Origin of the sequence: Cytobacillus sp. T106 (assembly GCF_040492155.1) — a bacterium.
Lineage (GTDB): Bacteria > Bacillota > Bacilli > Bacillales > Cytobacillaceae > Bacillus_AB > Bacillus_AB infantis.
Genome location: NZ_JBEUMK010000013.1, coordinates 36,008 through 59,254 on the forward strand (window position 1 = coordinate 36,008; position 23,247 = coordinate 59,254).

General features: G+C 48.9%; 26 protein-coding genes, 1 riboswitch and 1 other annotated feature. Of the genes, 22 read left to right on the forward strand and 4 right to left on the reverse strand.

Going from position 1 to position 23,247, the window contains the following annotated elements; all coding sequences use genetic code 11:
- Nucleotides 1-24: 24 nt before the first annotated feature.
- The gene (argS, locus tag ABU165_RS19865) at nt 25-1,710 is read right to left on the reverse strand and encodes an arginine--tRNA ligase (protein WP_396349994.1); all 1,686 of its coding nucleotides are present in this window, start codon (nt 1,708-1,710) and stop codon (nt 25-27) included.
- Between the two features lie 58 nt (nt 1,711-1,768).
- Nucleotides 1,769-1,981, reverse strand: a binding site (T-box leader).
- 56 nt (nt 1,982-2,037) lie between these two features.
- On the reverse strand, nt 2,038-3,210 hold the full coding sequence (locus ABU165_RS19870) for an FtsW/RodA/SpoVE family cell cycle protein (RefSeq protein WP_318060827.1): 1,173 nt from the start codon (nt 3,208-3,210) through the stop codon (nt 2,038-2,040).
- Between the two features lie 526 nt (nt 3,211-3,736).
- Here ABU165_RS19870 and ABU165_RS19875 point away from each other — a divergent pair.
- Together ABU165_RS19875 and ABU165_RS19880 are read left to right on the forward strand one after the other, a co-directional pair.
- A complete protein-coding gene (locus ABU165_RS19875) occupies nt 3,737-4,513 on the forward strand; it encodes a hypothetical protein (protein ID WP_022543240.1) in 777 nt (258 codons plus the stop codon).
- Nucleotides 4,503-4,652, forward strand: coding sequence for a hypothetical protein (locus tag ABU165_RS19880; protein ID WP_318060828.1), 150 nt, complete (start codon nt 4,503-4,505; stop codon nt 4,650-4,652). Before ABU165_RS19875 ends, ABU165_RS19880 begins: the two co-directional genes overlap by 11 nt.
- Nucleotides 4,653-5,105: 453 nt before the next feature.
- Here ABU165_RS19880 and ABU165_RS19885 read toward each other — a convergent pair whose 3' ends face one another.
- Nucleotides 5,106-5,864 (reverse strand): TrmB family transcriptional regulator, encoded by a 759-nt coding sequence (locus ABU165_RS19885; RefSeq protein ID WP_318060829.1) that lies wholly within the window; start codon nt 5,862-5,864, stop codon nt 5,106-5,108.
- A gap of 136 nt (nt 5,865-6,000) precedes the next feature.
- On the opposite strand from ABU165_RS19885, the gene ABU165_RS19890 reads away from it, so the two are divergent.
- The 16 genes from ABU165_RS19890 (at nt 6,001) to ABU165_RS19965 (ending at nt 19,774) form a co-directional block, all read left to right on the forward strand.
- Nucleotides 6,001-7,176, forward strand: a complete 1,176-nt coding sequence (locus ABU165_RS19890) for an MFS transporter (protein WP_094769371.1) — start codon at nt 6,001-6,003, stop codon at nt 7,174-7,176.
- Between the two features lie 91 nt (nt 7,177-7,267).
- Nucleotides 7,268-7,450: riboswitch (cobalamin riboswitch) on the forward strand.
- A 193-nt stretch (nt 7,451-7,643) separates the two neighbouring features.
- Nucleotides 7,644-8,615, forward strand: a complete 972-nt coding sequence (locus ABU165_RS19895; protein WP_318060830.1) for an ABC transporter substrate-binding protein — start codon at nt 7,644-7,646, stop codon at nt 8,613-8,615.
- On the forward strand, nt 8,581-9,642 hold the full coding sequence (locus ABU165_RS19900; protein WP_318060831.1) for a FecCD family ABC transporter permease: 1,062 nt from the start codon (nt 8,581-8,583) through the stop codon (nt 9,640-9,642). The genes ABU165_RS19895 and ABU165_RS19900 overlap by 35 nt, the downstream gene beginning before the upstream one ends.
- Nucleotides 9,642-11,105, forward strand: coding sequence for an adenosylcobinamide amidohydrolase (locus ABU165_RS19905; protein ID WP_318060832.1), 1,464 nt, complete (start codon nt 9,642-9,644; stop codon nt 11,103-11,105). The genes ABU165_RS19900 and ABU165_RS19905 overlap by 1 nt, the downstream gene beginning before the upstream one ends.
- Nucleotides 11,102-12,067 (forward strand): adenosylcobinamide-phosphate synthase CbiB, encoded by a 966-nt coding sequence (gene cbiB / locus ABU165_RS19910; RefSeq protein ID WP_318060833.1) that lies wholly within the window; start codon nt 11,102-11,104, stop codon nt 12,065-12,067. Before ABU165_RS19905 ends, cbiB begins: the two co-directional genes overlap by 4 nt.
- Nucleotides 12,042-13,115 carry a threonine-phosphate decarboxylase CobD gene (gene cobD, locus ABU165_RS19915; RefSeq protein ID WP_318060834.1) on the forward strand — a complete coding sequence of 358 codons (1,074 nt, stop codon included), beginning with the start codon at nt 12,042-12,044 and terminating at the stop codon, nt 13,113-13,115. Before cbiB ends, cobD begins: the two co-directional genes overlap by 26 nt.
- Nucleotides 13,094-13,672, forward strand: a complete 579-nt coding sequence (locus tag ABU165_RS19920) for a bifunctional adenosylcobinamide kinase/adenosylcobinamide-phosphate guanylyltransferase (RefSeq protein ID WP_224952193.1) — start codon at nt 13,094-13,096, stop codon at nt 13,670-13,672. Before cobD ends, ABU165_RS19920 begins: the two co-directional genes overlap by 22 nt.
- Complete coding sequence (locus tag ABU165_RS19925; protein ID WP_129614036.1) at nt 13,669-15,174, forward strand: cobyric acid synthase; 1,506 nt, start codon at nt 13,669-13,671, stop codon at nt 15,172-15,174. The genes ABU165_RS19920 and ABU165_RS19925 overlap by 4 nt, the downstream gene beginning before the upstream one ends.
- Nucleotides 15,171-15,962: an adenosylcobinamide-GDP ribazoletransferase gene (gene cobS / locus ABU165_RS19930; protein WP_148951010.1), complete on the forward strand. Its 792-nt coding sequence runs from the start codon at nt 15,171-15,173 to the stop codon at nt 15,960-15,962. The genes ABU165_RS19925 and cobS overlap by 4 nt, the downstream gene beginning before the upstream one ends.
- Nucleotides 15,911-16,543 carry a histidine phosphatase family protein gene (locus ABU165_RS19935; RefSeq protein WP_094769364.1) on the forward strand — a complete coding sequence of 211 codons (633 nt, stop codon included), beginning with the start codon at nt 15,911-15,913 and terminating at the stop codon, nt 16,541-16,543. Before cobS ends, ABU165_RS19935 begins: the two co-directional genes overlap by 52 nt.
- Nucleotides 16,495-16,923: a bifunctional adenosylcobinamide kinase/adenosylcobinamide-phosphate guanylyltransferase gene (locus ABU165_RS19940; protein WP_094769363.1), complete on the forward strand. Its 429-nt coding sequence runs from the start codon at nt 16,495-16,497 to the stop codon at nt 16,921-16,923. The genes ABU165_RS19935 and ABU165_RS19940 overlap by 49 nt, the downstream gene beginning before the upstream one ends.
- A gap of 19 nt (nt 16,924-16,942) precedes the next feature.
- Nucleotides 16,943-17,524, forward strand: coding sequence for a cob(I)yrinic acid a,c-diamide adenosyltransferase (locus ABU165_RS19945; protein ID WP_009795745.1), 582 nt, complete (start codon nt 16,943-16,945; stop codon nt 17,522-17,524).
- A 2-nt stretch (nt 17,525-17,526) separates the two neighbouring features.
- Entirely contained in the window at nt 17,527-18,021 is a 495-nt protein-coding gene (locus tag ABU165_RS19950; RefSeq protein WP_148951009.1) for an ECF transporter S component, read from the forward strand.
- Nucleotides 18,018-18,734: an ATP-binding protein gene (locus ABU165_RS19955; RefSeq protein WP_148951008.1), complete on the forward strand. Its 717-nt coding sequence runs from the start codon at nt 18,018-18,020 to the stop codon at nt 18,732-18,734. The genes ABU165_RS19950 and ABU165_RS19955 overlap by 4 nt, the downstream gene beginning before the upstream one ends.
- Nucleotides 18,735-18,748: 14 nt before the next feature.
- Nucleotides 18,749-19,366 (forward strand): histidine phosphatase family protein, encoded by a 618-nt coding sequence (locus tag ABU165_RS19960; RefSeq protein WP_148951007.1) that lies wholly within the window; start codon nt 18,749-18,751, stop codon nt 19,364-19,366.
- Nucleotides 19,367-19,774, forward strand: a complete 408-nt coding sequence (locus tag ABU165_RS19965) for a YdbC family protein (RefSeq protein ID WP_009795749.1) — start codon at nt 19,367-19,369, stop codon at nt 19,772-19,774.
- A gap of 19 nt (nt 19,775-19,793) precedes the next feature.
- Here the strand turns inward: ABU165_RS19965 and ABU165_RS19970 are convergent, their stop codons facing one another.
- Entirely contained in the window at nt 19,794-20,609 is an 816-nt protein-coding gene (locus tag ABU165_RS19970; RefSeq protein ID WP_035403465.1) for a GNAT family N-acetyltransferase, read from the reverse strand.
- 140 nt (nt 20,610-20,749) lie between these two features.
- Here ABU165_RS19970 and ABU165_RS19975 point away from each other — a divergent pair, with 140 nt between their 5' ends.
- The 4 genes from ABU165_RS19975 to ABU165_RS19990 all read left to right on the forward strand — a co-directional run bounded on the left by ABU165_RS19975 (nt 20,750) and on the right by ABU165_RS19990 (nt 23,189).
- The gene (locus tag ABU165_RS19975; RefSeq protein ID WP_318060835.1) at nt 20,750-21,337 is read left to right on the forward strand and encodes a TetR/AcrR family transcriptional regulator; all 588 of its coding nucleotides are present in this window, start codon (nt 20,750-20,752) and stop codon (nt 21,335-21,337) included.
- Between the two features lie 5 nt (nt 21,338-21,342).
- Nucleotides 21,343-21,687, forward strand: coding sequence for a DMT family transporter (locus tag ABU165_RS19980; protein WP_009795752.1), 345 nt, complete (start codon nt 21,343-21,345; stop codon nt 21,685-21,687).
- Nucleotides 21,688-21,689: 2 nt separating this feature from the next.
- The gene (locus ABU165_RS19985; protein WP_009795753.1) at nt 21,690-22,004 is read left to right on the forward strand and encodes a DMT family transporter; all 315 of its coding nucleotides are present in this window, start codon (nt 21,690-21,692) and stop codon (nt 22,002-22,004) included.
- A 165-nt stretch (nt 22,005-22,169) separates the two neighbouring features.
- Nucleotides 22,170-23,189 (forward strand): LacI family DNA-binding transcriptional regulator, encoded by a 1,020-nt coding sequence (locus ABU165_RS19990; protein ID WP_009795754.1) that lies wholly within the window; start codon nt 22,170-22,172, stop codon nt 23,187-23,189.
- Nucleotides 23,190-23,247 lie beyond the last annotated feature (58 nt).

Here is a 23,247-nt window from a genome sequence, read left to right on the forward strand (position 1 = left end):
AGGGCGCTTTGCCCTCCTCTTTTTTTACATTTTCTTTGGCGCCGCAATCCCAAGCAGCCGCAGCCCTTCTTCAAGGACAAGGGATACAGCCCGGACCAGGCTGAGTCTTGTCTCAAGCCCCGGCGTATCGTCCAGTATCCGGATCTGCCCATAATATTTATTGAAGCTCTGTGCCACATTGATGATATACTTGGCAATCACTGAAGGCGAATAATGCTTATGGGCTTCTTCAATCTTCCCGGTAAAGAGGCTGAGCTGCTTGAGCAGATCCCAGCTGTAAGGGTCGCTGAGCCCCTGCTCCATCCTGCCGGCTGTCCCGGCCTTTTGAAGGATGGAGCTTGCCCTTGCATTTGTGTACTGGATATAAGGGCCGGTCTCACCTTCAAATGTAAGCATTTCTTCCAGAGAAAATTCAATATGGTTGAGGCGGTCATTTTTCAAGTCGTGAAAAAGGACTGCTCCGATGCCGACAGCGGCAGCGGTTTCTTCCTTCTGCTCAAGAGAAGGATTCTTGCGGCAGATATTCTCATAAGCAAGCTCGACCGCTTCATTCAGAACATCCTCAAGCAGGACGACCCTGCCTTTCCTTGTCGACATTTTCTTGCCGTCCTTCAGATAAAGCCCGAAAGGTATATGATGCATATTTTCTGCCCACTGAAAGCCCAGCTTTTTCAGAACAAGCTTCAGCTGCCTGAAGTGGACGGACTGCTCCTGGCCGACGACATACAGGCTTTCAGAGAAGCGATAGGTTTCTTGCCGAAAGATGGCTGCGGCCAGGTCGCGGGTTGCATAAAGGGTTGCTCCATCCGATTTTTTGATCAGGCAGGGTGGGAGGCCATGTTCTTCCAAGGTGACCACTGCTGCTCCCTCGGATTGAGTCAGGAGGTTCCGGGACTGCAGGAGCTCTACGGCTTTTTCCATTTTATCGTTGTAAAAGGCCTCTCCGTTATAGGAATCAAAAGAGATGCCCAAAAGTTCATAGATCCGGTTGAACTCTTTTAATGATTCTTCCCTGAACCAGCTCCATAGCGCAAAAGCCTCATCATTACCCCGTTCAAGCTCCCGGAACCAGCGGCGCGCTTCGTTTTCGAGATCAGGATCTTTCTCTGCCTCCTCATGGAAACGGATGTAAAGCTTGAATAGTTCAGCGATCGGCTTTTCTTTTACAGTGCGGGGGGTGCCCCATTTCTTATAGGCGGTAATCAGCTTGCCGAATTGGGTTCCCCAATCTCCGAGGTGATTGATCCTGATAACCTCATAGCCGCATTTTTCAGCTATCAGGCTGATGCTGTTCCCGATAACGGTTGAACGCAGATGGCCCATTGAAAACGGCTTGGCAATATTGGGGGCTGAGAAATCAATAGTGATAGTCTTTCCTGTGCCTGCGCTGCTATTGCCGTATAGGGAGCCGGCTTCAAGAAGGGACTGCAGGATCTCCAAGCCAACTTTCTCCTTCGAGAAGAAAATATTCAGGTACGGGCCGTGTGCTTCTGCCTGTTCAATGAGGCTGTGCTGCAGCTTTCCTGCGGCTTCAGCAGCGATTACTGCCGGGGCCTGCTTCATTTTTTTGGCAAGGGTGAAGCAGGGAAATGCCAGGTCGCCGTGCGCCGTATTCTTTGGCACTTCAATCAAGCCGGCAAGCTCAGCAGCTGTAAGCCGGTCTTCAAACAGTTCCCAAAGCGCTTCAGTAAAGATTGCTTTCAGTTTGATCATGGGATCTTTCTCCTTCTTGTTGATGTAATTGAACACAAAAAAGCCCGCCTCTTATAAAAGAGACGAGCCTGTTATACCCGCGGTGCCACTCTGATTGTCCATAGGACCTCTTGACATGATAACGGGGGATGGCCCCGGCAGGACTTACTTTGACTTTCGGCCCGGCATCTCCGAAGTGCGCTTCATAAAAGGGTCCCTGCAGGCTTTCACCATCCCTGCATCGCTTCAGGGGACGGCCCTTTACTACTCTCTTCATCATTGATTGAATATATCGCTGCGTTGAATATTACACGTATTATATCCTATTGTATAAAAATTGCAAGATTATTGTGAATCGGATGAAAACATATAGGTTTTATGATGGAAGCGGATGCTGAAGATCAAGCCCATCGCAAACATATTTCCCATCAGCGAGCTTCCGCCATAGCTGATGAAGGGAAGCGGAATCCCTGTGATCGGCAGCAGCTGTATGGTCATGCCGATATTCTGGAATACATGGAACGTAATCATACTGATGATCCCTGTACAAATATAAGTATTATAAGGATCCTTGGTTTCCATAGCCGTCTTGGTCAAATGATAGATTAAGAGGAAAAAAAGGCTGATGACGACGCTTGCCCCAAGGAAGCCATATTCCTCTCCGATGACGCTGAAGATGAAATCGGAATGATTATCGGGGATATTGACCTGCCTGTCGCCGACCCCTTTCCCTGTTATAAGGCCGGAGCCAATAGCCTGGAGCGAGCGCAGCAGCTGAAGGCCGGCAGACTGTCCATAGCTCTCAGGATCGAGCCACGAATAGATCCGGTCAAACTGGTAAGGGTCGACCTTCAGATATTTCTCGATGATGCCTGGCGCCCAAATGACCAGGTAAAGCACGCTGGCGGCAAAACCGATGCCTGCACTGTAGATGGGCAGCAGAATCTTCCATGAAATCCCTGAGACAAAGATGATCCCGAGCATGATGGCAATGATGACGAGGGCAGTCCCTAAGTCCTCGACAAGGATGAGGCCGAGCGGCAAAGCGGTCACAGTGCCAATCTTGATCAAAAGATAAAAGTCGGTCTTCAGTGTTTTCTGGATGAATTTTTCGTGATGAGAGGCGATCAGCTTGCTGAGCGCCATGATCAGGAATACTTTAACAAATTCGGAGGGCTGTATCGAACCGACGCCGGGGATGACAAACCAGCTTTTTGCTCCTTTGATTACGGGAGCGATGCTGCCAGGGGCGAGGGCAAGCGCGACAAGCAGTAGTATGCCGAAAGCATAGAGGATCCAGGAAAGCTTCCTGAATTGCTCACTGTCGAAATACATGGTCATACCAGCGATGAAAGCGCCGACGCCATACCAGAAAATTTGTTTAAGAAAGAAGTTTTCGGGATATTGCTGCAAGGTTTGGGCGCTGTAGATCGCTGTACAGCTGACTATGGCAAATAACAGCAGCAGAAAGCTCAGCGTCCAGTCGAAGCGGTCGGAAGGCTTAAGTGAACGATCCATTTTAAAATACACCCTGTTTCATTTCGGTTTGGCCATTGTTTATATAAGCCGCCCTGCTTCTAATACATCTGCAGGGGAGGCGGGTGGATTCTGGCGAAAGTCCGGATTAGTTTTTTAATTATAGAAAGCGGCTAATAGTATAGACGTATCTGCCAGGCAGATTGTTTCCTTTAAAGGATAATTTTTCAAACTTAATAGGAAAAATAGAGTTTTTATGGCGGTCATATTTTGCTCAATCTGCTGAAGCTTTAATGGCAAATGAATGATCAGCGTCATTCTTGCATTGTGAAGTTCACCATAAATTGGAAAGTTACAGCGATTTATATTTTTATTAAAACTAAGAAATTTTCAATGTTTTTTGCTAAAATAGGGATATTGTATCCGGACGGGCATGGCAGCTTAAGCGTGAAGCCAGGCTGTGCACTTTAATAGATCAGAAGATGCATTAAACTTCGACAACTGTTCAGCCCCGCGCTCCATCGGCTCAGAAATCATCTTTTTTCATTTTTATTCGGAGGTTCTGCTATTGAAAAAGAATCATAACAGCTCGCGTGATCTCATATATGTCCACTTAAATGAACAGGAAAATTACGTAATGTCTTACGGCATTGAATTTGAGGAGTTTGCCCGTTCACTGTCAGATGTAATGGCGAATCTTCTGCTGCTGAAGCATGGATTTGATGATGGGGAATTTAACCGGCATACGCTCCTGGAGTATGTTCCGTATGAAAAGCTGAATAAGCTGCTTTCTGATGATGTCTATAACTATGGCGACTTCTGCTGGATTGATTTTGAAGAACTTGACGGGCTGAACGAGCTGCCGGGCCAGACCATTGCAGAGCTATTGTATCTGGGACATCTGAAGGAGCACCTGAAAGCGCCATTTTATAACTATCTTGGCAACCGCTTTGTCTATCTGGCCCATGATGACGGCTGGTATAACAAAACCTATTACCGGGATATGGCTGATTTTTACCGTCTGCTGAGCCAGCTGATCCCTGAAAAGCTGAGCGAAATCAAGCCGGAAAAATCACTTCTCGGCCTGCGGAAGAAAGGTTCATTCCCGCCGGTGCCGCAAGAAGCCATTTCCTACATGAAAGACATGATGAGGGAAGGCGCCGTCATCTCCATCAGACAGACCGATCAAAACCGCGCGCGGATTGAAATCCCCATCTGGGTGATCGGCGACTTTGCCAATATGGACGACATGTACGAAGAATACGAAAGCATCGCAAAAGAAAAATGTGAAGCCAAGCTTGTGTTTGATAAAAAAACACGGGAATGGAAGCTGTATGCGAGATGAGGAAAGCCCGGCAGAAGTGCCGGGCCTTTTTTTGAGGGACGATGGGGTGCTGGTGAGTGTGGGTGAGGCCTTATGGAAAGTATTTGAAGAACAGGGGGTGTTAGTGGTCGCGACTAAAGCCGTCAAAGAGAGATTTTGAGAAACAGAGGGTGTTAGTGGGCACGACTAGAGCCGTCTAGAAGAGATTTTGCTAAACAGAGGGTGTTAGTGGTCGCGACTAGAGCCGTCTAAGAGGGATTCTGAGGAACAGAGGGTGTTAGTGATAGAGACTAGAGCCGTTTAAAAGAGATTTTGAAGAACAGAGGGTGTTAGTGGTAGCGACTAAAGCCGTCTAAGAGAGATTTTGCTAAACAGAGGGTGTTAGTGATCGCGACTAAAGCCGTCTAAGAGAGATTTTGCTAAACAGAGGGTGTTAGTGATCATGACTAAAGCCGTCAAAAAGAGATTTTGCTAAACAGAGGGTGCCAGTGAGAACAACTAGGACCCTCTAAAAGAGTTTTTTCCAATCAGAGGATGCCAGTGGATCCGTTGCAAGCATCTGAACCCCAAATCCCCTCCGTTTTCCAAAAAGCACCAGCACTCCGCCACGCCCCTAATACCGCAATTTCAAAAGAACATCCCGGATCGCTTTATCCTCCATGATGGTATCTTTATATTTCTGTGTAATTTCGGTAAGGGCGACATCATGGTAGAAGAACTCAGCGAAAAACTTCACGAGCGGCCTTGAACGGGTTGTGATGGCATTCCACTTGCCGGCTTCCATGCCGGCGAACAGCATCTCTTCCTCGTCAATGATGGCAATCCTGCTTCTTTCAAGGGTTTCGTGATGCTTGTCCGGAATCAGGACCGAGACGGACGGAAGGCTTGTTTCGATTTTTCCGATAGAGTGGACATGGATACTGACGCCGCTTTCGTGCTTTTCCTCCAGCAGCTCCGCATACTTCTCCAATTCATCTCCCCAGGCAGAGAGGATGATCTTTCTTTCCGCCCTGCCGAGCATTTCCTCCAGCAGGGAGAGGATGGAGTGATTATCCTTCAAGGTCCACACCCGGTCATCCGCGACAGGCTTTTTGACGGCTGCCTCCCGCAGCTCCTGGACGCTGGTTTCGAAATCTGCTTTCAGCCTGCTGATCACCGATTCAACGGGAAGGGCGGTGTACAAACGCTTTTTTTCGACCGTCGTTTCAAGGATGATGCCTTTCTCTGCCAGGCGGTGAAGCACCTCATACACCTTCGAGCGGGGAACGGCAGAGAGCTTGACGATTCCTGTGGCGTCCAGCGGCTGGTCCACGGAAATAAGCGCCTGATAAATTTGGCTTTCATATTGGGTAAACCCGAATTGCTGCAGCATAGACAGAACTCCTGAGTCAGTTTTTTCTTAATAATATCATATCTTTTCCGCTAAATCGCACTGGGAAAATTAACACTTGCACCTATCCCTATAAAAAGTTACCATTGTGGTGGTAACTAATTGAGAGGTGTATAAAATGGATAAACGTGTGTATCTTTTGACGATCGTTTCCTTTGTAGTCGGGATGGTCGAGCTTATAATAGGAGGAATCATTGATCTGGTTGCGGCCGATCTTCATGTCAGCATCGGCAAAGCCGGCCTTTTGATCAGTGTGTTTTCGATTGTATATGCTGTCGCGGCACCGATTCTGCTGACAGCAACCGGGGGAGTGGAAAGGAAAAAACTGACGCTCATAGCCTTGCTCGTTTTCCTTGCAGGAAATATCCTGGCTTTCCTGAGCCCGAGTTATAGTATTCTTTTTCTGGCAAGGGTTATATCAGCGGCAAGCGGATCTTTGCTTGTTGTGCTGTGCATCACGATCGCATCGAATATAGTGCAGGAAAAATATCGCGCACGGGCGATCGGCATCGTGTTTATGGGCGTAAGTGCTTCACTTGTTCTTGGCATTCCGGCCGGGCTTATGCTTGGCAATGAATTTGGCTGGAGGGCACCATTCCTGATGATTGCTGTCCTGACATGCCTGTCGATAGCAGGGGTGTACTTTTTCATGGACCGGATTGAACCGAAAGCTGCCATATCCATCAGGCAGATGTTCGCTGCCCTGAAGAACAGGAAAATTTTATTCGCCCAACTGGCCTCGTTCCTCTTTTTAGCAGGGCACCTGACACTTTATGGATATCTGACTCCATTCTTAAAGACTGTCCTGGGAATGGACGGAAACTGGGTCAGCATCATGTATCTGCTGTTCGGTATTGCCGCGGTGGCCGGCGGCGGTGCAGGCGGGTATCTAGCCGACCGCTTCGGTACAAAACCGACAATCTTAGCCATTATCGTGCTGTTTGCGGCTGCACTGTTTTCAATTCCGCATACTGCCTTTTCCCTGCCGCTGTTCATTGCGGTCATGATTATCTGGAGCATGCTGAGCTGGGCCATCACACCGGCATTGCAGAGTTATTTGATAGAGTCTTCACCGGAAACATCGGATATCCAGCAAAGCCTTAATAACTCAGCCCTGCACTTTGGGATTGCCTTTGGGTCTCTGATCGGGGGAATTGTAATTGAACAGGCTTCGGTCGAGTGGAACGCTTCGGCAGGGGGAGTCTTCATCCTCTTCGCGCTTGGCGCTGCCGCTGTCTCGATGGCAGGATTGAAGAGCAGGCGGCCGGCAAGAAGCAGCAGCCCGACCGTCTAGCAAAAAGGGCCCGCCCGGTCTTCTTCCGGACGGCCCTTTTTCTGCTAGTTTTAAAGAAGAAATAGTGTATAATGGCGATAGCGGAAAATTTCATACATATGCAGAAACAGGTGTTTTTCTTTGAAAGACTTAAAAGGGAAGTTGGTGCAAATTCCAACGCGGTCCCGCCACTGTAAATGGGAGCAAGCTGCAGAAGCCACTGTACGGGATGTATGGGAAGGGGCAGCGAGCATTGACCATGAGCCAGGAGACCTGCCTGATTCTTATGCACCCATAAACCTACGAGGATAGGGAGGTGTACGGCAGCCTTTTGGAATCTTTTTTTTTTGAATCTGCGCACGCCGTGCAAAGCATCTCCATGTTTATTGGGGATGCTTTTTTTGGTTCCAAAGGATGCTGGTCCCGTTTTGGGCATAAGACCTTTGCAGCATGAATTTTGCGACATTTATTCTACAGGGGGATTTACCATGAAAAAGCTTTATTCATTATTATTCAGCATGCTTTTGGCTGCTGGTGTTCTGTCAGGCTGCGGCGATTCAGCGGCAGAGCCTGAAAAGGACGATGGCAGCAGCACTGAACAGACAGAGACTGAAACAGAAAAAGCAGAATTTCCTGTTACAATCACAGATGCCGCCGGTGAAGAAGTTGTCATTGAAGAAAAGCCGGAGAAGATTGTTTCTCTGATTCCAAGCAACACGGAAACAGCGTTTGCACTTGGTCTGGGAGAAGAAGTGGTTGGGGTATCTGATTTTGATAATTATCCAGAAGAAACAGCAGATAAAGAAAAGATCGGCGGAATGGAGTTCAATGTTGAAAAAATCATCTCCCTTGCTCCAGACCTGGTTCTTGCACACGCTTCAAGCGCACATAATTCAACTGCAGGATTGCAGCAGCTGAAAGATTCAGGAATCGCTGTGCTGGTTGTCAATGATGCCCAGAGCTTTGAACAGGTATATGAGTCGATCGAGATGATCGGTACCGCTTCAGGTGCAAAGGAAGAAGCAGAAGAAGTGATTGCCGGCATGAAAGAGAAGATAGAGGCAATCAAAGAAAAAGCTGCTGGCGTAACAGAAAAGAAGAAAGTGTTTGTAGAGGTGTCTCCAGCGCCGGAGATTTATTCGCCTGGGAAAAATACATTCATGGATGAAATGCTTACGATGATTAATGCAGAGAATATTGTAAAAGAAGAAGGGTGGCCAAAGGTAGATCCTGAAGCCATCATCAAGGAAAATCCGGACGTGATCATTTCCACTTCCGGCTACCGCAATGAAGATGCTGTGGCAGAGGTGCTCGCCCGTGAAGGCTGGCAGGATGTAAATGCCGTTAAAAACAAGCAGGTGTTCAGTGTGGATTCAGATACAGTAAGCCGCTCCGGCCCAAGGCTTGCTGAAGGAGTAGAGGAATTTGCCAAAGCTGTCTATCCGGACGTATTTAAGTAAGAATAAGCTGTCAGCCTATGTGCTTGCAGCCGCTTTCCTTGTCCTGTGCATGCTGGTGGGGATTTCAATCGGTACAGTCTCTGTGCCGATTCCTTCTATCATTAATATAGTTGGGTCTAAGCTTCTGCCGATTCAGCTTGATGCTTCAGTTGACCCGATGCACAGCAATATTGTGATGAATATCCGCCTGCCCAGGGTCATTCTTGCCGGGCTTGTAGGAGCTTCCCTCGCCATTGCGGGGGCAGCCTTCCAGGGCCTCTTGCGGAATCCGCTTGCAGATCCTTATACACTGGGGGTTTCATCCGGTGCGACTGTCGGTGCAGTGCTGGTGCTTTTTTTTCAAATATCAATCCCGTTTGCCGGCCTCTTTACACTGCCTATTCTCAGCATGGTTTTCTCATTCCTGACTATATTCGCCGTGCTGTTTTTTGCAAGAAGAATTGACAGGGCCATGAAGGTGGAAACTATCATTTTAACAGGTATCATTGTCAGTTCTTTTCTTGGTGCGCTCATTTCGCTCATGATTGCCCTGACTGGAGAAGAGCTCAGGCAGATCATCGGCTGGATCATGGGAAGCGTTTCAATGAGGGGATGGGCTTATATACGCATCATCCTGCCGTTTTTCATTATAGGAAGCCTTCTGTTGATGATGAATGCGAAAGAGCTGAATGCCATGTCATTTGGAGAAGAGCGTGCACAGCATCTGGGCGTAAATGTGCAAAGAAGAAAAATGATGGTTCTTGTGGCTGGTTCCATTTTAACAGGCGCAGCCGTCGCGGTGTCAGGCACCATCGGCTTTGTCGGCCTCGTCATCCCGCATCTGACAAGGCGGCTGTGGGGGCCAGACCATATCCACCTGCTGCCTTTGTCGATGCTGACCGGCGCAGGCTTCCTGATTCTTGCCGACCTGGTCGCGCGGACGGTCATCTCGCCGACAGAGCTGCCGATCGGCGTCATTACGAGCATCATCGGAGCGCCTGTGTTTGCACTCATTTTGCTGAAAAGAAGAAATAGGAGGGCTGTCTGATGCTGAGCATACAAGGATTGACCGGCGGCTACGCAGACGAAAGCATTATAAAAGAGGTCAGTTTTTCAGTGAAAAAAGGGGAGCTGTTCGGCATCCTGGGCCCAAATGGAAGCGGAAAGACAACTCTCTTAAAAATGCTGAGCGGCATCCTCTCCTATAAGAGCGGGAGCATTTCTGTCAAAGGCAGGCCTTTGACGGAGTTCTCTGTGAAAGAGCTGGCAAAGGTCATTGCGGTGCTGCCGCAGCATTCATCACAGTCTTTTTCTTATACAGTCAAAGAAACGGTTTCTTTAGGCAGGTATGCCCATCAGAAGGGGTGGTTCCAGACCTGGTCTGAAGAGGATGAAAAGACCGTCCAGCGCGTGATGGAACAGACGCGGGTCGCAGGATTCAAGGACCATTATATCCATGAGCTTTCCGGCGGGGAGAGGCAGAGGGTATTCCTTGCCCAGGCCCTTGCCCAGGAACCTGAGATCCTGCTCCTGGATGAGCCGACCAACCATCTGGATCTATCATTCCAGAAAGAGCTGCTTGACCTGCTGCGTATATGGGCGAAGGAATGCGGGATGACCGTTATTTCCATTTTCCATGATCTGAATCTTGCGGCGCTGTATTGCGACAGGCTGCTTTTGATGGAGAACGGGAAGGTTGTCTCGGCAGATGTCCCGAATGAAGTGCTCCATGAGGACCGGATCCGCACAGTCTATCAGACGGATATCATGAAGCATGCACATCCTGCCGTCCCTGCCCCGCAGATGGCAATTCTGCCAGGGGACCTGACTGCTGAACCGGCCATTATCGGCGAAAAAGATGTCCAGGTGTATGAAGACCATGTGCTTGTAAATTCTCCTTTCCCGCTCCGTACGATGTCATCGGGGGTGGCAGGAGCCGGGGTCGGCTGGCACAGGCTGTTTGTTAACCGCCAGGTGCCGAACACTTATGACTGCAGTGACCACCGGGCAGAAATGAAAGAATATTTGCGGGAAAACGGCTATGAGCCAGGCGAGACGGTCGGCATGATGACAGCCGTCCAGGTGGCCGACGCTGCCTACAGGCTCTATGAATCCGACGGCTTTTCTCTCCTTGCAGTTGTCACCGCGGGAACAGGGAATGCTGTAGACGCTTCCCAAAGCGGCCTGCACAGCTTTGAGTTTTCCCCAGGCACGATCAACACATGGATCTTCATCAACGGAAATCTTACAGAAGAAGCGTTCATTCAAAGCATCATGACAGCCACGGAAACAAAGGTGAAGGTGCTTCATGACCATGGTGTTGAGGATAAGGTGTCAGGCACTCTGGCAACAGGCACTAGCACAGACAGCATCCTGATTGCTGCGGCCCAGTCAGGGAAAAGGCTGGAGTTTGCAGGAACGATTACACCGCTTGGCAAGCTGATCAGCAAAGCCGTATATGACTGTACAGCTGAAGCGCTCCACAAATACCGGAAGAGGGTGTCATCATGATGGTTTATCATCTGGCTGCCCTTACCCTTGCGTTTCTGCTGGATCTGCTTATTGGAGATCCGCCTAAATGGCCCCATCCAGTCCGGTGGATCGGGTCATTTATTCTATTTTTGGATAAAAAATGGAACCGGGGCGGCAGGCGGAAGCTGAAAGGGGCCATCATGGTCCTGGCTGTCCTTGGTACTGTATTCCTTGCTGCAAGTGCCATCACATACTCCGGCTATTACATCCATCCGCTGGCAGGAATCATAATCGAAGCCATCCTCATTTCCACCACCATCGCGCAAAAAAGCCTGAAGGAAGCGGCGCTTGAGGTCTATGGTCCGCTTAATAGAGACAACATATCTGAAGCACGCCTGAAGCTATCCTATATAGTCGGCCGTGATACAGAAAAGCTGGAGGAGCCGGACATTGTAAGAGGAACAGTAGAAACGGTTGCAGAAAATACGAGTGACGGGATCACTGCTCCTCTATTTTGGGCGCTCATCGGCGGAGCACCTCTGGCTCTCTTATATCGTGCAGCCAATACTTGCGACTCTATGGCAGGCTATAAGAACGAAAAGTATCTTGCGTTTGGCTGGGCCTCTGCCCGGCTCGATGATCTGCTGAACTTTATCCCTGCCCGGCTGACCGGCCTCCTGATGCTGCTCGGAAAAAAGCCCGAGCATACCAGCTTTAAGAAAGCATGGAACATCCTCATCAGGGACAGCAGGAAGCACCCGAGCCCGAACAGCGGCTGGGGAGAAGCGGCAGCTGCTGCCTTGATGGGTGTGCAGCTCGGGGGCATCAATTACTATAAAGGGATCGTCTCTGACAGGGCAAGAATGGGCGACCCTGTCGCTGTCCTGGAAAAAGGCCATATATTGTCGGTTATTGAGATTATGAATAGGACGTCTTTATTATTTCTATTATTCTTATGGCTGGGGGGAATGCTCTTTGAATTGGCCGTCACATGGATCTAATCCGCAGCATTTATTTAAGGCACTTGGGCTGCCGGAGCCATCGGAGCTGCTGGACTTCAGCGCCAATATCAATCCTATGGGGCCGCCAGAACGGTTAAAGGCAGACTGGCATTCATTTTTCAATGAGCTGCCTGTTTACCCGGACCCCTTTGCAGCAGAACTGACTGCCAGGCTGGCTCAAAAGGAAGGCATCGCCGGAGAGTATGTACTGGCCGGGAACGGGGCATCAGAGCTGATCAGTCTGGCAGCAAGGCTTCTGGCCGGAAAAAAAGTCATGATTGTTCAGCCGGCTTTCACTGAATATGAACAGGCCTGCAGAGTGAATGATTGTGACATCAGCTATTTTCAGCTGGAAGAAGGAGGCTGGGAACTTGATACGGCAAAACTCTGTGAGGCAGGAGGGAAAGCGGATGCCCTGTTTCTCTGCAATCCGGCTAATCCGACAGGCAGATACTATGGCTGTGCAGAAATCGTTTCATTATTAGAGGGATGTCCCGAAACACTCGTCATCGTAGATGAGGCTTTCTATGATTTTCTGCCGGATTATGAATCTCTCGTGCCGCTGCTCTCAGAATACAAGAACCTCATGCTTCTTCGCAGCATGACAAAAATGTTCAGCATTCCGGGTCTGAGGCTCGGCTATGTGCTGGCAGAACCTGAGCTGATCAGGGGAATGGCCCGCTTTCAGTACCATTGGAGCATCAACTCCGCTGCCCAGCAGGCAGGGCTGATTTGTCTGGATGAAGATCTATACATAGAGGAAACACAAATTTATATGGAAAAAGAAAGAAGCAGGCTCTTTAACTTCTACAAGGCCAAAGGCTTGCTCGTGTCCGAATCGAAAACCAATTTTTATCTGCTCCGTGACCCGGAGCTGGGTGACCAGGAAAAATTGTTCTTCTTTTTGCTGGAAAAAGGGGTTGTCCCGCGCCATACCTATAATTTCCCCGGCCTTTCAGGGCGCTGGCTGCGGTTTGCCGTCAAAGGGAAAGAAGACAATCAGAAGCTGATGGAGGCGATCGACGAATGGACAGGTCAGAAGGACTGATATTCATTACAGGAGGCGTCCGCAGCGGCAAAAGCACCTTTGCGGAAAAAACAGCAGAGTCCCGAGCTGCCGCCTCCAATGGCCGTCTTCATTATATTGCCGCAGGGAAGAGCTCGGATGAAGAAATGGCCGAGCGGATCCTGCTGCATCAAAAGCAGCGGGATGAAAGCGGCAGCGGTTGGAGGACCTGGGAACAGCCTGCAGGAATAGGGGAGCTGTCTGCAGCTTTTACAAAGCGGGATGTGCTGCTTCTGGACTGCCTGACCACTCTGTTGAATAATGAATTATTCGGGACAGGCGGCAGATGGGAGAGTCCGGAGTTTCAGGAAGCGGTCAAGGAGCGGATCCTTACTGATATCCACTCTCTTAAAGAGAGTGCGGCGGCATTAATCATTGTCAGCAATGAAGTTAAGTATGAACCGATTGAAACAGGGAGTGTGTCCCATATATACGCCAGGCTGCTTGGCCGGCTTCATCAGAGGATTGTGGGAATGGCAGTCCAGGCTTATCTTGTGGAAGCGGGAATACCGCTTCTTATGAAAGGAAGAAAACCATGAAAGGCATCATGATACAGGGAACGGCTTCAGATGTGGGGAAAAGCTTTATCGCTACTGCTCTCTGCCGACTGCTGTCCAATGAGGGCCTCAGGGTGGCGCCGTTCAAGTCGCAGAATATGTCCAATAATTCCTATGCGACGGCGGACGGCAGGGAAATCGGCCGGGCGCAGGGCATCCAGGCAGAAGCGGCAAGGACCGAGGCAACAGTCTGGATGAACCCGATCCTGCTGAAGCCGAAATCTGATATGAGCTCAGAGGTGGTCCTGCTTGGAAAGGCAGTTCAAACCTATTCCGGCCGCAGCTACCGTGAGAATTTCTATGAAAAGGGCCTGGATGTAATCCAAAAATCATTGAAAAAGCTTGAAGCCGATTTTGATGTCATTGTTGCAGAAGGTGCCGGGAGTCCGGTGGAAATCAATTTGAAGGACAGGGAGCTTGTCAACATGAAGGTGGCCGATCTGGCTGACATCCCGGTCATCCTGACAGCGGATATCGACCGTGGAGGCGTGTTTGCAAGCATCATCGGCACCCTTGAGCTGCTCACGACTGAAGAAAGGGAGCGGGTAAAGGGTTTGATCATCAATAAGTTCAGGGGCGACCCGGATTTGTTTGCGGACGGCATCTCCTGGCTGGAGGAGCGGACAGGGATTCCTGTTCTTGGCGTTCTTCCCCATTTTGATAACCATATGATTGATGGAGAGGACTCCCTTTCCCTTGAGGACAGCTTTTACAGGAAACAGGGAGGGAAGATTGATATTGCGGTAATCAGGCTGCCGTATATATCAAATTACAGCGACATTGAACCGTTTCTCTATGAAGAAGACGTGTCGGTGCGCTGGGTGAAAAATGCTGCTGAGCTGGGCAAGCCGGATGCCATCATCATCCCGGGGACGAAAAGTACAATCCATGATCTGCAGTTTTTGAAGGCAGCCGGCCTGGACCGTTCTATTATCCGTCTTGCCGGGGAGGGCTGCAGGATTGCCGGAATATGCGGCGGCTACCAGATGCTAGGGGAGCAGCTGTATGATCCTGAAGGGACCGACAGCGGTACGATAGGCGTGAAAGCAAAGGGGCTGGGCCTCATAGAGGCTGATACGACCTTCTTCAGAGAAAAAATAACCGTCCAGGCGAAGGGTTCGTACATAGCATCCGCCGGGTTTGGCAGCGGCAGTGTTGAAGGCTATGAGATTCACCTTGGCCAAACAGCCAAAAAAGGCATAGATGCAGGCAGGAGTTTATTTTTGATGGAAGATGGCCGGGAGGAAGGCTATAGCGGCAGCGGCGGAAAGGTCATCGGGACCTATCTTCATCATGTTTTTCATAATGACGGCTTCAGAAACAGGTGGCTTGGCAGCATCCGGAAGGAAAAAGGCCTGCCGCAAAAGGAGCCTGTACGGATCGGAGACATGAAGGACGAACGCTTTGAGAAACTCGCCAATGAGGCAAAGCAGCATCTTCAGTGGGATAAAATCAAAGAAATTATAGGATATGAAAATACATGAAAACCATTAAAGGATTTTTGATCAACATTCAATTTTTCACAAGCATTCCGGTGCCGATGCAGATACCGATGGATAAAGTCCATTTGAAAAGGGCCGTGATCACTTTTCCAATTCTCGGGCTTCTCCAGGGACTCTTTTACAGCCTGGTGCTGTATGGATTCCTGGAATGGACCCCGTTTTCGCAGCTCGCCTCGGCATTTTCCCTATGGCTTGCCATGATTATCCTGACAGGAGGAATCCACCTGGACGGCTGGATGGATGCGAGCGATGCCTTCTTCTCTTATCAGGATCGGGAGAAGCGGCTCGAAATCATGAAGGATCCCCGCACAGGTGCGTTCGGCGTCCTTTCGGTCATTGTGCTTCTTGCCGCACGCTTTTTGTTCATATACGAAATAGTGCTTCAGCAACAGCCGGAGTCATATTGGCTCATTGCCCTGATTCCGTTTCTCGGAAAGCAGATCATGGGCGTCCTCCTGATGCAGGTGCGACCGGCAAAGCCTGAAGGACTGGGGGCAATGTTTCAAAAAGCTGCCAGTGCCAGGGATTTGGCCTTTTACCCGGCGGCAGTGCTGCTGGTGTTCGTGTTGTATGCTATGGCAGATATCAGCCTTGCAGTCCATGCGGCGATTCTGCTGTTGGCAGCAGCAGGTTTTCTGATGTTTGCCGCTGTAAAGTCGGTTAAATGGTTTGGCGGAATTACAGGGGATGTGCTGGGTGCATCTGCAGAAGGAGCTGAATGCTTTTTATGGATGGTACTGTGGCTGTTACATTATTTCGCCATGTCCTGACAGAACAAAACAGGCACAAAGCCTATCTCGGCTGGTCAGACTCTGCCTTATGCCATGAAGAGAAACGAAGATTTGAAGGCTGGGCCCGCTCCCTGCCTGAATTTCCTTTCATTTTTTCAAGCGATCTGGGACGCTGCCTCGAGACTGCCGGTCTTTTGCCCGGAGGAGATGCTCTCAAGCTGAAGGAGCTGCGGGAAATAAATTTTGGCAGATGGGAAGGCAGTGTCTATGAAGAGCTGAAGAATGATCCTGCCTACCAGGCCTGGCTCAATGATCCTTTTACCGCCCCGATACCGGAAGGCGAGGATTATGGGCAGTTTTCTGAAAGGGTCAGGCATGGCTGGGAAAAAATCAGGACCATCCTGATCCGGCATGAAGGAACAAGAGCTGCTGTCGTCACGCACGGCGGGGTGATCCGGCAGCTGTTGACAATGCTTGCCCCAGAGGAAAGGCAATTCTGGGAGTGGAGAGCCCCGCATGCCGGCGCCATCACACTTATCTGGGAAGACAATGGGTTCAGGAGGGGTGAAAGATGCACTTTATTATTGGAGGAAGCTTCAACGGGAAAGCTGCCTGGGTGAAGAGGCAGTATGAAGGGGAAACCATTGCCTGGCATAATGCATATATAGGCGAGCGGTTGCCTGAAGCTTCTCGTGCGGCGCCAAACTGTGTCATTCTGGAAGGAATCGAACAGTGGATCCGCGAAGATATAAAGAGAATGGATAAGGATCCGGCAAGATCCCTGTGGAAGGTGCGGTTAGATGATTGGCTCCGCTGGGAAGCTGGTGTGCAGGAAAGAAAACTGGTACTGATCGGGACAGATATCACAAAAGGGATTGTACCGATGGAAAAACAAGACCGGGATTGGCGGGATGCCGCCGGGTGGATATTCCAGGATGCCGCAGCAGCTGCTGAAAGGGTCGATCTGATCTGGTATGGCATCAGCCGGAAATTAAAATAAAAAGATAGGGGAAATGAAGATGAGGATTTATACAAGGACAGGCGACAAAGGGCAGACAAGCATCATTGGCGGCCGGGTGGATAAAGACGATGTCCGGGTTGAAGCGTATGGCACGGTTGATGAGGTGAACTGCTTTGTCGGACAGGCCATGACTGAGCTGGATGGGGAAGTATTCAAGGATGTCCTGGATGATCTGGAAAAGATTCAGCATGAGCTGTTTGACTGCGGAGGAGACCTGGCCAATGTGTCGGCTAAAAGGGAACTGAAGCTTGGGCAGGAATCCATCGATTATCTGGAAAGCAGGATCGATGAATTCATTGAAGAGGCGCCCGAGCTAGAACGCTTCATCCTCCCTGGAGGTTCAAAGCCTTCTGCTTCCATCCATATAGCAAGGACGGTATCCAGAAGGGCAGAGCGGCTCATCGTCACACTCATCAAAACAGAAGAGAAGGTTCCTGAAGTTTGCCTGCAGTATATGAACCGCCTCTCTGACTATTTCTTCGCATTGGCGAGGGTGATTAATTTCCGCCTTCAAGTGAAGGATGTGGAATATGTTCGCAGTGCAAAGGTTTTCCGCGGCGGAAAGCGCAAGGAGAACTGATTGTGAAAAATAAAAAGATGATGCTGGCTGCCTTGTTCATTGCTTTTTCAGCCATTGGGGCAGCAGTCAAGATTCCGGCGGTCATAGGGAGTGTGGCACTCGATTCCTTTCCTGCCTTAGCTGCCGCTGCCCTCCTGGGGGGCGGAGCCGGCAGCATTGTGGCCGGGCTCGGCCACCTCCTGTCTGCACTGGTCGGCGGGATGCCGCTCGGACCGCTCCATTTTCTCGTTGCTGCTGAAATGGCCGTTCTGGTCTTGGTGTACGGAAAACTGTGGGGAAGCGGCCGGAGGAAGACGGCTTTCGTCATTTTTGCAGCAGGCAATACATTTGCAGCACCGCTCCCGTTCCTATTTTTAATGGGGACTGGTTTTTATATAGCGATTGTCCCGTCCCTTCTGATTGGCTCGGTCTTAAATGGTTTGCTGGCTTTCTGGGCAGTCCCGCGCATCAGCCGGGTGCTTGGTGAAAGGCAAAAGGAAGGGAATGTGCCGGAATGAGGGACATAATATACATACCAGGCGAAAACGGGGAAACTCTGGTCATCAGCAGCGACAACAGCGGCGGCATCGGCTTGAAGGAGGCTGACCATGTAAAGGCCCCGTATGAAACGGTTGCTTACTTTGCCTTTCGCACGGCTGTCATGGAGAATCTTTCAGCCGGCGGTGCTCCTTTTGCAGCCGTCCTGCACAATTTTGCAGGGGACGAGCATTGGCATTCGCTTGCCGGGGGCATTGAGAAGGGTGCAGAGGAAGCGGGGATTGAAGACTTAACTGTCACAGGAAGCACCGAAAGCAATTTTGCTCTCCTTCAAACGGCGGTCGGGCTGATCATTATCGGAAAAATGACAGGCAGCCCTGAAGCTCTGCCCCTTTATACCGGCCGGGAGAAGCTGGCGGTTATCGGGCTGCCCCTTGTCGGCGAAGAGGTCCTGGACAAAACAGGGGCGATTGCACCGCTTTCGCTATTCAAAGAAATCACCAGGATGGATGGAGTCCGTACGCAACCTGTCGGCTCGAAGGGAATACTTTATGAGCTGAATCAGCTTTTTTCCAATAGGGAGTTCACTGGAGATGAAGTTTCCTGCAAGGGCGTGGACCTCTTAAAATCAGGCGGGCCTTCCTGCTGCTTCATCGCCTCCTATCCTGAGGAGCTTGAGAGAGAAATTAAGATTAAAGCGGGAAGCTTTTATCATCAGCTTGAGATCAACTAGAGGGGGAATGAAACTTGCTTGATTTATATTTTGTAAGGCATGGTGAAACGGAATGGAATAAAGCCGGACGGATGCAGGGCAGGCTCGATTCAAATTTGACCGAAAAGGGCCAGAAGGAAGCTGAAAGGCTCGGGGAACATTTACAGGAAATGCAATTCGACGAAATCATCTCAAGCCCAAGCTCCCGGACCATCCAGACTGCTGAAAAGCTTGCCGGAAGCAGTACTACGGCCATCCGTACGGACGAAAGATTGATGGAAATCCATCTTGGCCAGTGGCAGGGAAAAACAGGCGACGAAATAAAGATGCTCTTTCCTGAACAATATGGCTATTACTGGAACGAGCCGGAAAAGTTTGAGAACCCGGAGGGAGAAACCTTTCTGGATGTAAAGACCAGGCTGGCCGGGTTCCTGCAGGAGCTTATGGAAAACCGCAGCTCAGGAAAGATTCTGATCGTCACCCATGCGGTTGTCATCAAAACGGCAGTCATGCTTGCCAATAAGGTGACAGTCAATGAAATATGGGAACCCCCGTTCATCCATGGCACAAGCCTCACCCATATGACATACAGGGACGGAGAGCTTGAGCTTGTACTCGCCGGTGATCTTTCCCATATCGGAGTGCCAGGCTGAATGCTGGTGAAATATATCAGGTGCGGGGTTGACTCAGCTTCCAGGGAAGAGTTCAGTCTCGCCCAAATGGGATGGGAGCCATTGAAGCACGTCCCCGGTTTTATCCGGCAGTTCGGCGGCTGGACCAGACCGGAAGGGGATGCCGATGCTGTTATCTTCGGTTTGTGGGAAAGCAGGGCAAGCTACGATTATTTTATGTCTAATCTGCATGATAGTCTCATAGGTGCGTCATCACAAATGAGATACTTGCAATCTTTTTCGGCGGCGCTTTTTGAGGAGGATGAGGATATTGTTCACAGGCATGCAGCGAGCAGTGAACTTCTCGATTCCTTTGGGGCACGGCTGGACATTCCGGCTGGTGAAGTAGAGCTTGTCGGGGAGTGGGAAGTACGGGCAGCAATCAGCTGAGAGTCTAGGACCCTCAGCTTTATTTTAGTGGGAATTCAAAGCCGGTATACGTTGAAACATGGGTAAATCCAAGGCGCTCTGCAACAGCGATGGAAGGCTTGTTCATTTCCATGCAGTCCCAATAGGCAATTATCTCTTTTTGCAGACATTCTTGTACAAACTTGCGGGCTAAGCTTTGCGCTAATTTCTTTCCTTGATGGGGCTTGAGTGTTTCAATATCAATTCCGTGGACGTTCCCCACAACAAATCCTGAGAAGCAAACACTGATGATTTCATCTTTATGTATAGAAGCATAGCCTATTCCTTCTTTTAAAAATGTATCGGGTGCTGGCCAGTACAGGCTAATCTTATCCTGAAGGAATTTGTTTTTTCCTTTTTCAAAATGTTCCTTCTTGATTCTTATGGTTTCATAGCCTTCTTCATCAGAGTCGTCAAAGTCATCAGAATAGCTGCCTGGCTTTAATTTATATACTCTTTGCTTCCAGCTGCCAAGTTCCCGGCGGGCAAAAGCTTTTTCCATCGTCTTATTCCATTCATCATGATTGCCAATAGCTTCGAACCATTCTAACTGAACTTTCATTGCCTCGGTTTTAATCACTCTGTCTATAAAAGCATTTAAAGCTCCGTTAAAATTTTCATTGTTTTCATCACCAATGAAAATAAAGCCGTCATTATTCCCGAGCCAAATAAGACCTGTGGTAGGGGCGAGTCTATCGTCTGCAAAAACCCTTCCTGCACTGGCCCCTTCTATTACTGCGGCAGCTTCTAATTGCCCTTCCGGGTGAAGCAGCTTCCTGCATCTGCTGAATTCCTCTTTATCCAGTTCCGTAATCATCATTAGCATCCTCCTGTTAAAAAAACACTATCATATTTTCCCTTATTTTAGTGAGGCAGCAGAAACAATTTTCTCTATTGAATACAGGGATTCATTTTGTTATAATTCTAACTAACGATAGTTAGGAAGGATGAGGAAGGATGACCTCACAGCAAATCAAACAAGCAGCATTAAAGCTTTTTGCTGAAAAACGATACGAGGGAACGCCGCTGTCTGCCATCGCCAAGGCGGTTGGCATAAAAACCCCTTCTTTATATGCGCATTTTCCATCAAAAGAAGAGCTGTTCCTGTCGGTTTTCCGGGATACGGTTTCCTTGGAGCTGCTCACCATTAAGGAAGCCATGGACGATCAAAGCTCTGATAATGCTCTTGATACGATCAAGGCAATTTTTGATGCGCTGACCGAGTTAAGGGAAGAAAATGAGAATATCCAGTTTTTTAAGCGGGCGATATTTTTTCCGCCGGCTGATCTCGGTCCCAAGCTGAAAGAAGAATTTTTTGAATATGAAAAGCATTCCACTGACATGCTGCAGGGCTTATTTGAGCACGGTAAAAAAGAGTCGATGTTCACGGCGGTCGGAAGCGGCGAAATGGCTGCAGCATTTTATTGCCTGATTGACGGGCTTTTGGTCGAACAGCATTATTACAGCCAGGAGGAATACAACAAACGGAGAGAATCGGCATGGAAGATCTTCCTGGCCGGAATCATCATGAAGAAAGAAGGGTAGCATCCATGCCTTGGATTTATTTATTTGCAGCAGGAATATGCGAAATAGGGTGGGCCTTCGGGCTTAAGTATTCAGAAGGATTCACAAAGCCTTTGCCGGCGGCCATCACCATTATATTGATTATCATCAGCTTTATGCTGTTCTCAAATGCGATGAAAACCATCCCGATCGGAACAGCTTATGCAGTATTCACCGGGATTGGAGCGGCAGGGACTGTAATTGTCAGTATGATGTTCCTCGGGGAGCCGGGCGGGGCTGTGAAGCTTTTATTCCTGGCGCTGCTGCTCGGCGGCATCATCGGGCTGAAAATGACCTCCAAAGAAGAAGAGACAGAAAAGGGGGCTGAGTAGGCATGTCATGGTTTTATTTAGTATTGGCGGGATTCGGTGAAATAGGATTCGTCATTTTCATGAAGCTGTCTGAAGGCTTCACAAGAAAAAAATATACACTCTTATCCGGTTTATCTGGCTTCATCAGCTTTTATTTTCTTTCCCGGGCACTGCTGGAGATCCCGATTGGCACAGGCTACGGAATCTGGACCGGAATCGGTGCAGCCGGAAGCGTGCTGCTCGGCATGCTATTTTTCGGTGAATCCCGGGATTGGAAACGGGTTATATTTATCGGGATGATCATTGGCGGGGTTATTGGCTTAAAGACAATCAGCTAGGAATAAGGCAGCAGCTTTCGTATGAAGGCTGCTGTTTTTTATTTGCAGAATACTACACAGATGTATTAAAAAAATCTCAAAATAGGTTGAAATCGTTTTCAAAATGGAGTATATTCAATTTACAGTTAATTTCCGAAACGTTTCGGATAACGGGAGTTTTATAATATGACGACAATAAAAGATATTGCTAAAGCAGCTGGAGTTTCGGTTACAACTGTCTCCCGGGCTTTAAATGGTTATTCAGATGTAAATGAGAAAACCCGAGAAAAAATAATGAGCGTAGCCAAAGAATTAAACTACAGTCCAAATACCCTTGCAAGAAGTCTGGTAATGAATAAATCAAAAACAATTGGTCTTCTTGTTTCCGGACTTAACAAAGGGAGCGTAAAAGACAATTTTACCTTTGAAGTGCTGTCCGGGGTCAATGACTATGTCAGCGAAACAGATTATGATCTTGTTCTCTTCAGCACAACTTCCATTAAACAAAGGGAAAAGACGTATACACAGCTTTGCAGAGAAAGAAGAGTAGATGGAGTAATTATGCAGGGAATCCGTACGGATGATCCTTATCTTCAAGAGGTGGTTGAAAGCGATATACCGTGTGTTCTCATTGATATACCCATTGAGACTGATACAGCAGGATATATAACAACTGACAATAAGCTTGGTGCTAAAAAGGCAATCGAGCATTTAATCAGGCTTGGGCACCGAAATATTGCTATGATTAATGGCCACGAATATGCATTTGTAAGCCAGCAGAGGCTGCAGGGGTTTGAAGAAGCAATGCAGGGTGCAGGATTGTCGCTGAATAAAGAATGGATCGTCAATGGAGAATTTAATGAGGAAGCTGCTGAGTCAGCAGCCGTAAAGCTTCTTAAAGAACACCATGAGATTAGCGCCATTTTTTGTGCGAGCGATTTAATGGCACTGGGAGTGATGAAAGCTGCCAAAAGGCTCAATCTTCAGGTGCCTGAAGAACTTTCCGTAGTTGGATATGATGATATCATGCTATCATCATATGTTTCCCCTCCTCTAACGACCATTGCCCAAAATAAGTTTTTAATGGGTTATGAGGCTGCCAAAATGCTTATTAATACACTGGAAGAAAAGGAAGAACCGCATGTTGTTACACTTGATACAGAACTTAAGATAAGGGAAACAACAATGAAAATTAGAGAAAGATGACGGTCTGTTACTGGGACCAATCTTTTTTTTCACAAAAATCCGAAACGTTTTGGAAAAC